Source organism: Streptomyces sp. NPDC023157 (assembly GCF_055560575.1).
This window is the reverse complement of record NZ_JBVHIL010000005.1, coordinates 244,073-258,715: the sequence shown is the minus strand read 5'-3', so window position 1 is coordinate 258,715 and position 14,643 is coordinate 244,073. Positions and strand designations below refer to the sequence as shown.

Here is a 14,643-nt window from a genome sequence, read left to right as displayed (position 1 = left end):
AACGCGATGGCGCCGTTGTGCATCTCCGGCCGGGCGGACGGGCGGCCGGCCACTCGCCGGCCGGTCGCGCCGTGCCGTTCCGTGCCGTTCCGTGCCGTTCTGGGCCGCGCGACCCCTACGCCCGGCCCATCGCGCGCGTCAGCGTGATCTCGATGACCACCCGGTCCGGGTTCGGCGTCGGCGTCCGGCCGTAGCGCTCCGCGTAGCGGTCCACCGCGTCCGCGACGACCTCGGCCTCGGTGCGGATCCTCGCGATGCCCTCCAGGGTGGCCCAGCGCCCCTTGTCGACCTGGCAGACGGCCACCCTCGCGCCGTCCGCGCCCGCCGCCAGGACGTTCGCGACCTTGCGGCTGTGCTTGTTGGTGATCACCCGTGCCAGCCCGTTCTCGGGGTCGTACGTGACGCCCACCGCCACGACGTGCGGGGTGCCGTTCGGCCGGGGGGTGGTCAGGGTGCTCATGTGGTACTCGCGCCAGAAGCTGAGATACGAGTCGCCGGGGTTCCTCGGGTCAGTCGCCATGCCCGGAAACTACCGCCGTGCAGGCCCCCGCCGGTACCTTGAGCGGAATAGACTCAACTTTATGTACGCTGTATGAGTCATACGGGTACGAGGAGTACGAGTCGAGCTCACCGGAGGAGACCCCGCACGTGGACGCCGAACTGACCAACAGGAGCCGGGACGCGCTGAACGCGGCGAGCAGCCGCGCCGTGTCCCAGGGGCACGCCGATCTGACCCCCGCGCACCTTCTGCTCGCCCTGCTCGCGGGTCAGGACAACGAGAACATCACCGACCTGCTCGCCGCCGTCGAGGCCGACCAGGCCGCCGTGCGATCCGGCGCGGAGCGGCTGCTCGCCGCCCTGCCCAGCGTCACCGGGTCCACGGTCGCGCCCCCGCAGCCCAACCGCGAGCTCCTCGCGGTGATCGCCGACGCCGCCGAGCGCGCGAGGAAGCTGGGCGACGACTTCATCTCCACCGAGCACCTGCTCGTCGCGACCGCCGCCAAGGGCGGGCAGACCGGCCAGGTCCTCGACCGGCAGGGCGCCACCGCCGCCCGCCTCCAGGACGCCTTCGAGAAGAGCCGGGGCACCCGCCGGGTGACCACCGCCGACCCGGAGGGCTCGTACAAGGCCCTGGAGAAGTTCGGCACCGACTTCACCGCCGCCGCCCGCGAGGGCAAGCTGGACCCGGTCATCGGCCGCGACCACGAGATCCGGCGCGTCGTACAGGTCCTCTCCCGCCGCACCAAGAACAACCCGGTCCTCATCGGCGAGCCCGGCGTCGGCAAGACCGCCGTCGTCGAGGGCCTCGCCCAGCGGATCGTGAAGGGCGACGTGCCCGAGTCGCTGCGCGGCAAGCGGCTGGTCTCGCTCGACCTCGGCGCCATGGTCGCGGGCGCGAAGTACCGCGGCGAGTTCGAGGAGCGGCTGAAGACCGTCCTCTCCGAGATCAAGGAGAGCGAAGGCCAGATCATCACCTTCATCGACGAGCTGCACACCGTCGTCGGCGCGGGCGCCGGCGGCGACTCCGCCATGGACGCCGGCAACATGCTGAAGCCGATGCTGGCCCGCGGCGAACTGCGCATGGTCGGCGCCACCACCCTCGACGAGTACCGCGAGCGGATCGAGAAGGACCCCGCCCTGGAGCGCCGCTTCCAGCAGGTCCTGGTCGCCGAGCCCAGCGTCGAGGACACCGTCGCCATCCTGCGCGGCCTCAAGGGGCGCTACGAGGCCCACCACAAGGTGCAGATCAACGACTCCGCGCTGGTGGCCGCCGCGACCCTCTCCGACCGGTACATCACCTCCCGCTTCCTCCCCGACAAGGCCATCGACCTCGTCGACGAGGCCGCCAGCCGGCTCCGCATGGAGATCGACTCCTCGCCCGTCGAGATCGACGAGCTCCAGCGCTCCGTCGACCGGCTCCGGATGGAGGAGCTCGCCCTCTCCAAGGAGACCGACGCGGCCAGCCTCCAGCGCCTGGAGAAGCTGCGCCGCGACCTCGCCGACCGCGAGGAGGAGCTGCGCGGACTCACCGCCCGCTGGGAGAAGGAGAAGCAGTCCCTCAACCGCGTCGGCGAGCTGAAGGAACGGCTCGACGAGCTGCGCGGCCGGGCCGAGCGCGCCCAGCGGGACGGCGACTTCGACACCGCCTCCAAGCTGCTGTACGGGGAGATCCCCACCCTGGAGCGCGAGCTGGCCGAGGCCACCGAGGCCGAGCAGGAGGCCGCCAAGGACACCATGGTCAAGGAGGAGGTCGGCCCCGACGACATCGCCGACGTCGTCGGCGCCTGGACCGGCATCCCCGCCGGGCGCCTCCTGGAGGGCGAGACGCAGAAGCTGCTGCGCATGGAGGACGAGCTCGGCCGGCGCCTGATCGGCCAGAGCGAGGCCGTCCGGGCCGTCTCCGACGCCGTGCGCCGCACCCGCGCGGGCATCGCCGACCCCGACCGGCCCACCGGCTCCTTCCTCTTCCTCGGCCCCACCGGCGTCGGCAAGACCGAGCTGGCGAAGGCCCTCGCCGACTTCCTCTTCGACGACGAGCGGGCCATGGTCCGCATCGACATGTCGGAGTACGGCGAGAAGCACTCCGTCGCCCGCCTCGTCGGCGCGCCCCCCGGCTACGTCGGCTACGAGGAGGGCGGCCAGCTCACCGAGGCGGTGCGCCGCCGCCCGTACAGCGTGGTCCTCCTCGACGAGGTGGAGAAGGCCCACCCGGAGGTCTTCGACGTCCTGCTCCAGGTCCTCGACGACGGGCGCCTCACCGACGGCCAGGGCCGCACGGTCGACTTCCGCAACACGATCCTCATCCTCACCTCGAACCTGGGCAGCCAGTACCTGGTCGACCCGGTGAGCGGCGCGGACGAGAAGCGGGAGCGGGTCCTGGAGACCGTGCGCGCCAGCTTCAAGCCCGAGTTCCTGAACCGGCTCGACGAGATCGTCGTGTTCTCCGCCCTGGACCAGGACGAGCTGGCCCGCATCGCGCGGCTCCAGATCGACCGGCTGGCCCGCCGCCTCGCCGACCGCAGGCTCGGCCTGGAGGTCACCCCCGAGGCGCTGGCCTGGCTGGCCCAGGAGGGCAACGACCCGGCCTACGGTGCCCGGCCGCTGCGCCGCCTGATCCAGACGGCGATCGGCGACCGCCTCGCCAGGGAGATCCTGGCCGGCGAGGTCCGGGACGGGGACACCGTCCGGGTGGACCGTTTCGAGGACGGTCTGATCGTCGGACGGGCCTCGGCCTGAGCCGCTCGTTCCGCCCGTCCCGGTGGCGCGGATCAGCTTGCAGCTGATCCGCGCCGTGGGGGCTTGCCACGCCCCGCCCGGCATGAGGGAGGATGGCCACATCCGTACGAAGGGAAATCCCGGTGAGCATCGACCCGTCCTCGATTCCGAATTTCGGGGGACAGCCCCAGCCTCAGGCCGCAGGACCGGCGGGCCCCGTCGTTCCCGACCAGGACCTGGTGAAGCAGCTCCTCGACCAGATGGAGCTGAAGTACGTCGTCGACGACGAGGGTGACCTCGCGGCGCCGTGGGAGGAATTCCGCACGTACTTCATGTTCCGCGGCGAGGACGACCAGCAGGTCTTCTCGGTCCGCACGTTCTACGACCGTCCGCACTCGGCGGACGACCGCGCCAAGGTCCTCGACGCGATCGACGACTGGAACCGGCGCACCCTGTGGCCCAAGGTCTACACCCACCTGCACGAGGAGGAGGACGGCTCCGCCACCCTCCGCCTCATCGGTGAGGCCCAGATGCTGATCGGCACCGGCGTGTCGCTGGAGCACTTCGTGTCCTCCACCGTCAGCTGGGTCCGCGCGTCGATCGAGTTCGACAAGTGGATCGTCGAGCAGTTCGGTCTGGAGACCCCGGAGGAGAAGGAGTCCGGCGAGTGAATCGCCGCTCCTGACGCCTGACTCCTACAGGGCCATGCGTGCGAGCGTCAGCACGTACACCCCGTAGCCGAACGAGAGCCCGGCCAGCCCCGCGACCACCAGGATCGCGGCGCGTGGCCGGGCTCTCGTCAGTGCCAGGGCCGCCGGCAGCAGCAGCGGGAAGGCCGGCAGCAGGAAACGCGGCTTCGACTCGAAGAAGCCGGAACCGCCGACGGTGATGAGCACCAGGACGCCCGTGTAGACGAGCACCGGCAGCGGCGGGCGCTCCACGAACAGCAGCAGCGCGAAGAGCAGCACCCCGACCGCCGTGATCACCAGCGCCATCACGAAGCCGAACTGGGTCGGGCCCTTCGCCACCATGTCCCGGACGAAGCGCAGCGCGCCCCGCCCGAAGTCGAAGCGCGAGGTCCAGCCGTCCTGCACGGCGAAGTAGCCGCCCAGCAGGTCGCCCCGCCGGGCCCCGACCCACAGCACGTACGACACCCAGCCGGCCGGCGCGAGCGCCGCCGCCGCCCAGGGACGCCACCCCGCCCGCCCCCGGCGCCGCCACAGCTCCACGGCGACGGCCGCGAGGACGGCGGCGGCCACGGCCACCCCGTTGGGCCGGGAGAGCCCCGCGAGGGTGGCCAGGGCGCCCGCGAGCAGCCAGCGGCGGGTCAGCAGGGCGTACAGCGCCCAGGCGGCGAACGCGGTCATCAGGGGCTCGGTGTACGCCATGGTCAGCACGACCGAGTGCGGCAGCAGCGCCCACAGCAGCACCAGCACCACGGCGGCCGGCCGCCCCGCGACGCGCTCCGCGACCAGGTAGATCCCCCAGGCCGCCGCCCCGGCCGCCAGCCAGGACAGCAGCAGCCCCGCCGTCCCGTACGCCACCGGCAGCACGGTCGCCACGGCCCGTACGAGCCCCGGGTACAGCGGGAAGAACGCCAGGTCGGACTGGGCGCCCCCGTCCGGCCAGAACAGGGTGCGCCCGTACCCGTGCGCGGCGATCCGCGTGTACCAGTCCGAGTCCCAGGACTTCGCGAGCAGCGCCCGCGGCGACCGCCCCACGTGCCAGGCCCACAGGGCGAGCACCAGCGTCCCGGTCAGCCGGGCGGCCGCGAACAGTCCGAGCGCGGGCGCCGCCCGCCGCAGCGAGGCCCGCCAACGGGGCACCCGCCGGGCGGCCGGGACCGCGAGGGGGCTGGACGCCGGGCGGTCGAGGGTCTCGGCGGACAGGGGGCACCTCCGTGCGCGCGGGAATCCGGTCTTACCCGACAAATCGGTTTACCGGACGAACGCCGTGGCACGGCGGGGGCGCGCGGGTCAGAAGCGGCGGATCACCCGGAGTTTGTCCGTGTAGGTCTCGCCCGCCGTGCCGTTGAGGACCGACCGGCCGCCGACATCGGCGAGCGTCGGGCCGTTGGGCGTCTTGCGGCTGGAGAAGAAGCGCCGGAAGCCGTGCTGGTCCACGCCCGCGTAGATGCCGATGTGGCCGCCCGACTCGGGGTCCGTGTCGGCGTCGAAGAAGACCGTGTCGCCGATGCGCAGCCCGTCGAGCGCCGGCGCCGCGGTGCCGCCGTCGGCGATCTTCACACCGGGGCCGTCCTTCGCCTGGGCCGTCGACGTGCGCGGCAGACCGCGGTGGTCGGGAGCCGCCTTCTCGTGCAGCAGCGGAAGGCCCATGTGGAAGCCGTAGACCATCCGGACGAAGCCCGAGCAGTCCAGGCAGCCGAGGAACGGCGCCTCCGGGGCGCGGGCCGGGAAACCGGGGAAGGTCCAGGAGATCCCCAGGTACTCCTGGAAGTCGGCGCCGACCGTGCGCTCGCCGGTGACCGCGTCCGGATCGCTGTACCGCGCCTTGCCCAGCACCCTCGCCCCCTGCCGCGCCGGGTCGGTGACGTCGGGCGCGTACGGCAGGAACATCGCCGCGTACGACAGGGCGTCCGGCGAGAGGTCGCCCGCCCAGGCGCGCACCCGCTGCTCCACGGCGGGCGTCCAGGAGCCGTCGAAGGGCTCCGGGAGCACCCGTACCCAGGTGTCGTGGGCGATGACGGGCGGGTCGACCCAGGACGCCTCCTCGACGAGGAAGTCGTAGACCCGGGCCTCCACACCGGTGGCCGCGCCCGTGGCCGCGTAGGCCCGGACGCCGACGGTTCCGGCGCCGAGGGCGGTGTCCGGGGAGGGGTCGCGCAGGCTGAAGCGCCAGTCGGGCGTCGGATCGCCGTTCTTCCAGGCGCGGGCGCGCAGCACGTCGCCGGCCTTCTCGACCTGCACCCACCAGTGGTCGAAGGCCACGAAGCCGGTGCCGACCGTGACGGCCGCGGCGAGGACGGTCACCGCGTCGTCCAGGGCCTTCTCCAGGACGAGCTGGACGTCCCCGGCCGGGGTGACGATCAGACGGGCCCGGTAGTGGGTGGAGAGGGCCGACAGGGAGAAGGTGAGGGCGAGCGAGAGGGGCGCGCCGGTGGGCTTCTTGTCGAAGGAGAACCGGGCGCGGGCCCGGACGTCGCCGAGGCCCTTGTCGGAGAGGACGGAGTGGCGGCTCGAACCGGTCGCGTTCAGCGTGATGACGCCCCGCCCGGCCTCCACCTTGTAGTCCCCGACGTTGGCGTCGTCCTTGCTGTTGGGCGACCAGGAGCCGCCGTCGGGCGACACGCCCCAGCCGGTGGTGCCGGTGAGCAGGCTCCGGTCGAAGGCGTCCGTGACGGTCCGCTTCTCCTCGGTGAACCAGCGCTTCGGCCCGCGCATGGTCACGGTGCTCGCCCCCGTCGTGAGGGTCGCGAGCACCCCCTTGGTGTCCGAGACCTCCAGTCCGCCGGCGATCGCGCGGGTGGTCAGCGCCCCGGCCGGGTGCGGGGTGAAGTGCCAGGGGTCGGTGGGATCGATCAGCATCGGCAGCCGCGCGCCGGGCGCCGGCGCGGGCCCGCCGTTCAGCGGCGACGGCACCAGCGGGGGATCGGCCGACGGCACCGGTTCGGCGGCCGCCGGCACCGCCGCGGCGAGCGGCAGGGCGCCGCCCGCCGCGACCCCGGCGAAGGCGAGCAGCGTCGCTCTGCGGCTGGGTGAGGACTTCGGCGTGGACATGTGTGGGTACCCCCTGGTCGTCTCGCCCTGACCGAGAACGATCAGGGCGAGGAGGACCCTATCCGTGCCGGTCGACCACCCCTCAGCCCGCCAGCCGCTTCAGCCGGTCCACCGCCTCCTGGAGGACGTCGACGCGCTTGCAGAACGCGAAGCGGACGAAGGGGGCGCCCTCCTCGCGGTGGTCGTAGAAGACCGCGTTGGGGATGGCGACGACGCCCGCGCGTTCGGGCAGGGCCCGGCAGAAGGCGAAGCCGTCGGTTTCGCCGAGGGGGCGGATGTCGGTGGTGACGAAGTACGTGCCGGCCGGCCGGTGGACGCCGAAGCCCGCGGCGGCGAGGCCCTCGGTCAGCAGGTCCCGCTTGGCCTGGAGTTCGGCGCGCAGCCCGTCGGTGAAGCTGTCGGGGAGCCGCAGCGCCTCGGCGACCGCGTACTGGAAGGGGCCGGATGCGACGTACGTCAGGAACTGCTTGGCGGAGCGGACGGCGCTCGTCAGCTCGGGGGTGGCGGTGATCCAGCCGACCTTCCAGCCGGTGAAGGAGTACGTCTTGCCGGCGGAGCCGATGGTGACGGTCCGCTCCCGCATGCCGGGCAGCGAGGCGATCGGCACGTGGGCGGCGCCGTCGAAGACCAGGTGTTCGTAGACCTCGTCGCTGACGACGAGCAGGTCGCGTTCCTGGGCGAGTTCGGCGATCGCGGTGAGTTCGGCGCGGCTGAGGACGGTGCCGGTGGGGTTGTGCGGGGTGTTGAGGAGGATCAGCCGGGTCCGGTCGGTGACCGCGGCGCGCAGTTCGTCCAGGTCGAGGGTGAAGGCGCCGTCGTGCGGGCGGAGGGTGACCGGCACGCGGGTGCCGCCGGCCATCGCGATGCAGGCGGCGTACGAGTCGTAGTACGGCTCCAGGGCGATCACCTCGTCGCCGGGCTCGACCAGGGCGAGCAGCGCGGCGGCGATCGCCTCGGTGGCCCCGGCGGTGACCAGGACCTCGCTGTCGGGGTCGTACGCCAGGCCGTAGCGACGCAGCTGGTGGTCGGTGATCGCCGCACGCAGCTCGGGGACGCCGGGGCCCGGCGGGTACTGGTTGCCGTGGCCCTCGCGCAGGGCCCGGACCGCGGCCTCGCGGATCTCCTCGGGGCCGTCGGTGTCGGGGAAGCCCTGGCCCAGGTTGATCGAGCCGGTGCGGGTGGCGAGCGCGGACATCTCGGCGAAGATCGTCGTGCCGAACTCCGCGAGCCGGCGGTTGAGCAGCGGTCGTGTCATGGGCGTCATCCTCGGGTGAAGCTCTGGACTTGCTCAAGTGCGCTTTGGGCGTGGTGCGGGCCGGGAATCCCCCTCGCACGCCGGGGAACGGCGCATCGGAAACGGAACAACCGGAACGGAATACCGGAACGGAACACCGGAACGGCATACAGGAGTACGGGGGAACGGAAATGGAACTCTTCATCATCGTGGCTTTCGCGATCGTGGTGATCGGCTTTACCTCGGCAGTGAAGGGCGGCGGTTCCAGCAAGCGGCGCCGGCGGCGGCGTGGCGGCTGGTCGAGCGGCGGCAGCGGCGGTTCCGGAGGCTGCGGGTCCTCCTCGTCCTGCGGGTCGTCCTCTTCGTGCGGGTCGTCCTCCTCCTCGTGCGGGTCGTCCTGCGGCGGCGGTGGCTGCGGCTCCAGCTGACGTCCGCAACGGGCCTCGTACGCGCATCCGTTGGGCATGTGTGGGAACCACGCGATCGAATCCGACTGAACAGTTGAACCGTGGGGCCCCCGAGGGGATGGAAACCACGTCAAGTTGGGTAAAAACGCTGTGAGCTGGCCGCGGTTCATGATTCCCTCGCTGTTGAGAACATCCAGCCCTCGGACCGTGTGTGGAACCGAGCCGGCGATCCCCACTTCCGGTCGGAGCCTCTCCGCCGGGACGCCCCCGGCCCACCCGTCAAACCGTGTTTGCGGAGCCGACCCATGCTCACGACCCTGAAGACCTCCTACACCGACACCCGCGCGGCCGACCTGGCCTGGGCGCTGGGGCGCGACCCGCTTCCCGCCCTCGCGGTGCTCGACCTCGAACTATCCGGAGCGAAGCTGCAGTTGCGGCTGCTCGGCGCCTCCCACCAGGTGCTCCTGGAGGAGGCGGAACGCAACTGCTCGGAGACCGTCGCCTGCATGCCCGGCAGCAGTACGCCGCTGCCGCTGGGCGTGTCCAAGCGGGTGGGCGAGTGGGAGTACGAGTTCGCGGCGCGCGTCGAGACCCTGACCCAGGGCTCGTTCGCGGGCCGCGCGCAGGAGTTGCTCGCGCTCGTCGCCGACCATCCCCACGGCCTCGCGGGGACCTTCCCCGGCTCGCCGCACGCCTTCACGGCGATGCTGGCGCAGCGCCACGAGGGCCAGGTGCGCTGGCGCACCTGGCACGCGTACCCACAGGAAGGGCAGTTGGTGGTGACCAGAACCCGGATCGGCGCCCGTATGCCCGCGACACTCTGATGCGCTGCCCGTTCACCCCAGATGCACTCGTGTGGGTGACAAGTGGCAACGGACGTGTGACGTAGCGTTACGGGCATGATCGACCCGACCCTGACCGCGCCCCCGCCACCCAAGCGGGCGGTGCGGTTGCCGCCGGAACGGCCGCGCGCGGTGCGGTATCCGGTCCTGGCGGTGGTGTTCGTGTGCGCCGCCTGCGGTCTGGTCTACGAGCTGGAACTGGTGGCGCTCGCCTCCTACTTGATCGGCGACTCGGTCACCCAGGCGTCCGTCGTGCTGTCCGTCATGGTCTTCGCGATGGGCGTCGGCTCGCTGCTCGCCAAGCGGCTGCGCTGCCGTGCGGCCGTCGGCTTCGGCCTGGTCGAGTGCGGTCTCGCGCTGATCGGCGGCTGCTCCGCGATGGTGCTGTACGCGGCCTTCGCCTGGCTCGGCGAGGCGCGGTACGTGCTGGTCGCGTTCTCGCTGGCCATCGGGGTGCTGATCGGGGCGGAGATCCCGCTCCTGATGTCGCTGATCCAGCGCGGCGGCCGGCGCGAGCAGGACGCGGCCGGCACCGTCGCCGACCTGTTCGCCGCGGACTATGTCGGCGCCCTCGTCGGCGGCCTCGCCTTCCCGTTCCTGCTGCTGCCCTGGCTCGGGCAGCTCACCGGCGCCCTCGTCACCGGCGCGGTCAACGCGGTGGCGGGCGGCGCCCTCGTGCTCTGGCTGTTCCGCCGGGACCTCACGCCCCGCTCCCGGTGGCTGCTGGTCGGCGCCAACCTCGCCGTGCTCGGGGCCCTCGCCACCGCGACCGCCCTCGCCGACGACTTCGAACAGGCCGCGCGCCGGGCCGTCTACGGCGATGTACGGGTCGCCGTCCGCACCTCGCTCCAGGAGGTGGTGGTGACCGGCGGCCACGGCGGCCCGCCCGACCTGTTCCTCGACGGGCGCCTGCGGGTCGGCGGCCACGACGAGTACCGCTACCACGAGGCCCTGGTCCACCCCGCGATGAACGGGCGCCGCGCCCGGGTGCTGATCCTCGGCGGCGGCGACGGCCTGGCCGCCCGCGAGGTGCTGCGCTACCCCGACGTCCGCGCGGTCACCGTCGTCGAGCTCGACCCCGGCGTGGTCCGCCTGGTCCGCACCGACCCCGAGCTCGCCACCCTCAACGGGCAGGCCTTCCGGGACCCCCGCGTCACCGTCGCGTACGGCGACGCCTTCCGCTGGCTGCGCGCGGCCCGGCCCGTGCGGGAACGGTACGACGTGGTGATCTCCGACCTGCCCGACCCCGGCACCACCGCCGGCGCCAAGCTGTACTCGGAGGAGTTCTACGGGCTCGTCGCCGGCGCCCTCGCCGACGGCGGCCGCCTCGTCGTCCACGCCGGCTCGGCGACCGCCCGCCCCCGCGCGTACTGGACCGTCGACGCCACCCTCCGCGCCGCGGGCTTCGCCACCCGCCCCTACGGCGCGGCCGGCGGCACCACCACGGCGCCCACCCGGGCCGCCCGCTCCGCCCCCGACCGGACCCCCGGCCAGGGGAGCTTCCTCCTCGCCGCCCCGGCCCCCCGGCCGCCCGCCCTCGGCCTGGACCCGGCCGCGCCCCGCCTGCGCTCCCTCACCCCCCGCTCCCTGACCACGGCGGAGGCCCGGATCGAGCGCACCCGCACCGCGGAGGCGACCGGCCTGCCGCCGTCCACGCTCGTCCACCCCCGCTACTGAGCACGGCGGAGCCCCGGCCCCCGGGGGGACGCAAACAGGCGACGGGCGGCCCGCGCCTGAGTAGGCTCGGCTCCCATGGAGCATGAGGTGTTCGTCCCGGTCCCGGCCGAGGTCCTGCGCGCCACCCTGACGGACCCGGCGCGGGTCGCGCGCTGCGTCCCCGGCCTCCAGCAGGACGCCGAACCGGACGCGGACCCGCTCGCCGGACGGCTGAAGATCCGGGTCGGCGGCAACACCATCACCTACCGCGGCGCGCTGCGGATCGGCGAGCGGAACGGGGCCTTCGCCGTCGAGGGCGCGGGCAGCGAGGTGCGCGGCAAGGGCTCCGCGGCGCTGGACCTGACGCTCACGCTCACCCCGGTGGCCGAGGGCACCACGCTCACCTTCACCGGCTCGGTGAAGGCGGACGGCCGGCTCGCCGAGGCCGGCCCCGAGGCCCGCGGCGCGGCGGGCGCCCGGCTGCTCGACCGGTTCGCCGAGGCGCTGGTGGCCGTGGCCGACGTGGAGGCCGAGCTGGCGGCGGAACTGGCGGCCGGGACCGACACCGACGACGACGGGGTGGACGACGGCGTGGAGGAGCCCTCCCGCCCGTCGGCGGACACCCCCCTCGACACGGCGCGGACCTCCGATGACGCCGCCGGCGCCGCCGGTGCCGTGGACGGCACCGACCCCCTGGACGCCCGCCCCCCGGCCGCCGAAGCCGCCCACGCGCGCCGCACGATGATCGGGCGCAGCGCGGAGGAGGTCGACCACGCCCCGCCGCGCGGCCGGTACGCCCCCGTTCCGGCCCCCGAGGCCTCCGGTGCCACCGCCACCCTGCGCTGGATCGCCCCCGCCGCCGTGCTGGCCATCGCGTCCGCCGTCGTCGTCGGCCGGGCCCTGCGGCGGCGTCGCTGACGAGGCGTCGGGGCAGGCCATAAGGTCGTGGCGTGAGCAATCTGACGCGACTGACGGCCGGCGACGCCGAGTTGACCATCGACCCCGAGCACGGCTGCCGTATCGACGGCCTGCGCATCGGAGGCACCGAACTCCTGCTCCAGGGAGAGCGGTACGGCTCCTTCGTGATGGCACCCTGGGCGGGCCGCACCGCGAACGGGCGGTTCCGCAACGGCGGCACCGTCCACCAGCTCCCCGTCAGCGAGCACGCCGCCCCGCACGCCCTGCACGGCACCGTCCGCGACGTGCCGTGGAAGACCGCCGAGGTCACCGGGGCCACCGCCGCCTTCACCACCGACCTGGCCGCCCCGTGGCCGTACCCGGGCCGGGTCACCCAGACCTTCGAGCTGACCGAGGACTCCCTCACGCTCCAGCTCGGCATCGAGGCGACGGAGGGCTCCTTCCCGGCGCAGGCCGGCTGGCACCCCTGGTTCCGCCGCGACCTCGGCGGCCAGGACGTCGAGCTCGACTTCACGCCCGGCTGGCAGGAGGAGCGCGGCGACGACCACCTCCCCACCGGCCGCCGCATCGAGCCGACCCCCCGGCCCTGGGACGACTGCTTCGGGATGCCCGACGGCGTCGACATCACCCTCACCTGGCCGGGGCAGCTGGAGCTGCGCCTGACCAGCCGGGCCCAGTGGCTGGTGATCTACGACGAGCCGGCGGACGCGGTCTGCGTCGAGCCGCAGTCCGGCCCCCCGAACGGCCTCAACACCCTCCCGCGCCTGGTCACCCCGATCGACCCGCTGGAGCTCGCGACGACCTGGCGCTGGCGTCGCCTCTGAGGAAGCGGCTTTAAGCTCGTCAGCATGACTGACGTACGCGCTGAGCTGCTCCAGCAGATCAAGGACAAGGCCGTGGTGCACGGCAAGGTGACCCTCTCCTCGGGTCGTGAGGCCGACTACTACATCGACCTGCGCCGGATCACCCTGGACGGCGAGGCCGCGCCGCTGGTCGGTCAGGTCATGCTGGACCTGACCGCCGACCTGGACTTCGACTGCGTGGGCGGTCTGACGCTGGGCGCCGACCCGGTCGCGACCTCGATGCTGCACGCCTCGGCCGCGCGCGGTGCGCGTCTGGACGCGTTCGTCGTGCGCAAGGCGCAGAAGGCCCACGGCATGCAGCGCCGTATCGAGGGCACCGACGTGAAGGGCCGCCGCTGCCTGGTGGTGGAGGACACCTCCACCACGGGCGGCTCGCCGCTGACCGCCGTCGAGGCGGTCCGTGAGGCGGGTGGCGAGGTCGTCGCCGTGGCGACCATCGTCGACCGGGGCGCGGCCGACGCGATCGCCGAGGCGGGTCTCCCGTACCTCACCGGCTACCAGCTGGGGGATCTCGGACTGGCGTAACCGCCATCAAGTCGTGACTTAGGTCCCGGGACCCCCGGTATTGCGGTCCTGACCTGCGTTTTTATCCAGAGGCGGGGTGTTTCACGTGAAACACCCCGTCTTCGTGTCCGTACGGCCCGTGGGAGCCCGTACAGGAGTCTGGAAAGATGGGCGGCGACGATGACGTCGCCTCTAGGTCAGGGCCTAGCACCACACACCCGCACATCACAAGGAGCGGACGAATGCCCATCGCAACCCCCGAGGTCTACAACGAGATGCTCGACCGGGCGAAGGCAGGCAAGTTCGCCTACCCGGCCATCAACGTGACCTCGTCCCAGACCCTCCACGCCGCCCTGCGCGGCTTCGCGGAGGCCGAGAGCGACGGCATCATCCAGATCTCGACCGGTGGCGCCGAGTTCCTGGGTGGCCAGTACAAGAAGGACATGGTTACGGGCGCCGTCGCCCTGGCCGAGTTCGCGCACATCGTCGCCGCGAAGTACGACATCACGGTCGCGCTGCACACCGACCACTGCCCCAAGGACAAGCTGGACGGCTACGTCCGCCCGCTGCTCGACATCTCCGCCGAGCGCGTGGCCAAGGGTCTGAACCCGCTGTTCCAGTCGCACATGTGGGACGGCTCCGCCGAGACCCTCGCCGACAACCTGGCCATCGGCCAGGAGCTGCTGGCCAAGGCCGTCGCCGCCAAGATCATCCTTGAGGTCGAGATCACCCCGACCGGTGGCGAGGAGGACGGCGTCAGCCACGAGATCAACGACGAGCTGTACACCACCGTCGACGACGCCATCCGCACCGCCGAGGCCCTCGGCCTGGGCGAGAAGGGCCGCTACCTGCTGGCCGCCTCCTTCGGCAACGTCCACGGCGTCTACAAGCCGGGCAACGTCGTGCTCCGCCCCGAGCTGCTCAAGGACCTGCAGGCGGGCGTCGCCGAGAAGTTCGGCAAGACCTCCCCGTTCGACTTCGTCTTCCACGGCGGCTCCGGCTCCACCGCCGAGGAGATCGCCACCGCGCTGGAGAACGGCGTGGTCAAGATGAACCTCGACACCGACACCCAGTACGCCTTCACCCGCCCGGTCGTGGACCACATGTTCCGCAACTACGACGGCGTCCTGAAGGTCGACGGCGAGGTCGGCACGAAGTCCACCTACGACCCGCGCACCTGGGGCAAGCTGGCCGAGGCCGGCATGGCCGCCCGCGTCGGCGAGGCCTGTGTCGCGCTGCGCTCGGCCGGCACGAAGCTGAAGTAGG

12 protein-coding genes are annotated in these 14,643 nt (G+C 72.8%); 8 read left to right on the top strand and 4 right to left on the bottom strand.

Annotated elements, in window-relative coordinates:
* Positions 1-115: 115 nt before the first annotated feature.
* Entirely contained in the window at positions 116-520 is a 405-nt protein-coding gene (locus ACZ3ZE_RS19795; protein WP_361168832.1) for a pyridoxamine 5'-phosphate oxidase family protein, read from the bottom strand.
* A gap of 128 nt (positions 521-648) precedes the next feature.
* Here ACZ3ZE_RS19795 and clpB point away from each other — a divergent pair, with 128 nt between their 5' ends.
* Together clpB and ACZ3ZE_RS19785 are read left to right on the top strand one after the other, a co-directional pair.
* Positions 649-3,237: an ATP-dependent chaperone ClpB gene (gene clpB / locus ACZ3ZE_RS19790; RefSeq protein WP_361168835.1), complete on the top strand. Its 2,589-nt coding sequence runs from the start codon at positions 649-651 to the stop codon at positions 3,235-3,237.
* A gap of 122 nt (positions 3,238-3,359) precedes the next feature.
* Positions 3,360-3,887 carry a type III secretion system chaperone family protein gene (locus tag ACZ3ZE_RS19785; RefSeq protein WP_361168838.1) on the top strand — a complete coding sequence of 176 codons (528 nt, stop codon included), beginning with the start codon at positions 3,360-3,362 and terminating at the stop codon, positions 3,885-3,887.
* A 24-nt stretch (positions 3,888-3,911) separates the two neighbouring features.
* Here ACZ3ZE_RS19785 and ACZ3ZE_RS19780 read toward each other — a convergent pair whose 3' ends face one another.
* From ACZ3ZE_RS19780 to ACZ3ZE_RS19770, 3 genes are all read right to left on the bottom strand, one after another.
* Positions 3,912-5,042, bottom strand: coding sequence for a glycosyltransferase family 39 protein (locus tag ACZ3ZE_RS19780; RefSeq protein ID WP_361168841.1), 1,131 nt, complete (start codon positions 5,040-5,042; stop codon positions 3,912-3,914).
* A 150-nt stretch (positions 5,043-5,192) separates the two neighbouring features.
* Positions 5,193-6,953 carry a hypothetical protein gene (locus ACZ3ZE_RS19775; RefSeq protein ID WP_467259955.1) on the bottom strand — a complete coding sequence of 587 codons (1,761 nt, stop codon included), beginning with the start codon at positions 6,951-6,953 and terminating at the stop codon, positions 5,193-5,195.
* Positions 6,954-7,035: 82 nt separating this feature from the next.
* The gene (locus ACZ3ZE_RS19770) at positions 7,036-8,217 is read right to left on the bottom strand and encodes a pyridoxal phosphate-dependent aminotransferase (protein ID WP_361620863.1); all 1,182 of its coding nucleotides are present in this window, start codon (positions 8,215-8,217) and stop codon (positions 7,036-7,038) included.
* Positions 8,218-8,899: 682 nt separating this feature from the next.
* On the opposite strand from ACZ3ZE_RS19770, the gene ACZ3ZE_RS19765 reads away from it, so the two are divergent.
* The 6 genes from ACZ3ZE_RS19765 to fbaA all read left to right on the top strand — a co-directional run bounded on the left by ACZ3ZE_RS19765 (position 8,900) and on the right by fbaA (position 14,642).
* Positions 8,900-9,418 (top strand): DUF2617 family protein, encoded by a 519-nt coding sequence (locus ACZ3ZE_RS19765; RefSeq protein ID WP_329421895.1) that lies wholly within the window; start codon positions 8,900-8,902, stop codon positions 9,416-9,418.
* Positions 9,419-9,493: 75 nt separating this feature from the next.
* Complete coding sequence (locus tag ACZ3ZE_RS19760) at positions 9,494-11,113, top strand: polyamine aminopropyltransferase (RefSeq protein ID WP_467259952.1); 1,620 nt, start codon at positions 9,494-9,496, stop codon at positions 11,111-11,113.
* A 75-nt stretch (positions 11,114-11,188) separates the two neighbouring features.
* A complete protein-coding gene (locus tag ACZ3ZE_RS19755) occupies positions 11,189-12,010 on the top strand; it encodes an SRPBCC family protein (protein WP_361168857.1) in 822 nt (273 codons plus the stop codon).
* 32 nt (positions 12,011-12,042) lie between these two features.
* Positions 12,043-12,834 carry an aldose epimerase family protein gene (locus ACZ3ZE_RS19750; protein ID WP_467259949.1) on the top strand — a complete coding sequence of 264 codons (792 nt, stop codon included), beginning with the start codon at positions 12,043-12,045 and terminating at the stop codon, positions 12,832-12,834.
* A 24-nt stretch (positions 12,835-12,858) separates the two neighbouring features.
* Positions 12,859-13,398, top strand: coding sequence for an orotate phosphoribosyltransferase (gene pyrE, locus ACZ3ZE_RS19745; RefSeq protein ID WP_361168863.1), 540 nt, complete (start codon positions 12,859-12,861; stop codon positions 13,396-13,398).
* Between the two features lie 221 nt (positions 13,399-13,619).
* Positions 13,620-14,642 (top strand): class II fructose-bisphosphate aldolase, encoded by a 1,023-nt coding sequence (fbaA, locus tag ACZ3ZE_RS19740; protein WP_361168866.1) that lies wholly within the window; start codon positions 13,620-13,622, stop codon positions 14,640-14,642.
* Position 14,643 lies beyond the last annotated feature (1 nt).

Bases quoted from the DNA above. Each gene is read 5' to 3' on its own strand.
- ACZ3ZE_RS19795 (WP_361168832.1), bottom strand. From the start codon at position 520: ATGGCGACTGACCCGAGGAACCCCGGCGACTCGTATCTCAGCTTCTGG.
- ACZ3ZE_RS19775 (WP_467259955.1), bottom strand. From the start codon at position 6,953: ATGTCCACGCCGAAGTCCTCACCCAGCCGCAGAGCGACGCTGCTCGCC.
- ACZ3ZE_RS19770 (WP_361620863.1), bottom strand. From the start codon at position 8,217: ATGACGCCCATGACACGACCGCTGCTCAACCGCCGGCTCGCGGAGTTC.
- ACZ3ZE_RS19765 (WP_329421895.1), top strand. From the start codon at position 8,900: ATGCTCACGACCCTGAAGACCTCCTACACCGACACCCGCGCGGCCGAC.
- ACZ3ZE_RS19760 (WP_467259952.1), top strand. From the start codon at position 9,494: ATGATCGACCCGACCCTGACCGCGCCCCCGCCACCCAAGCGGGCGGTG.
- ACZ3ZE_RS19755 (WP_361168857.1), top strand. From the start codon at position 11,189: ATGGAGCATGAGGTGTTCGTCCCGGTCCCGGCCGAGGTCCTGCGCGCC.
- pyrE (WP_361168863.1), top strand. From the start codon at position 12,859: ATGACTGACGTACGCGCTGAGCTGCTCCAGCAGATCAAGGACAAGGCC.
- fbaA (WP_361168866.1), top strand. From the start codon at position 13,620: ATGCCCATCGCAACCCCCGAGGTCTACAACGAGATGCTCGACCGGGCG.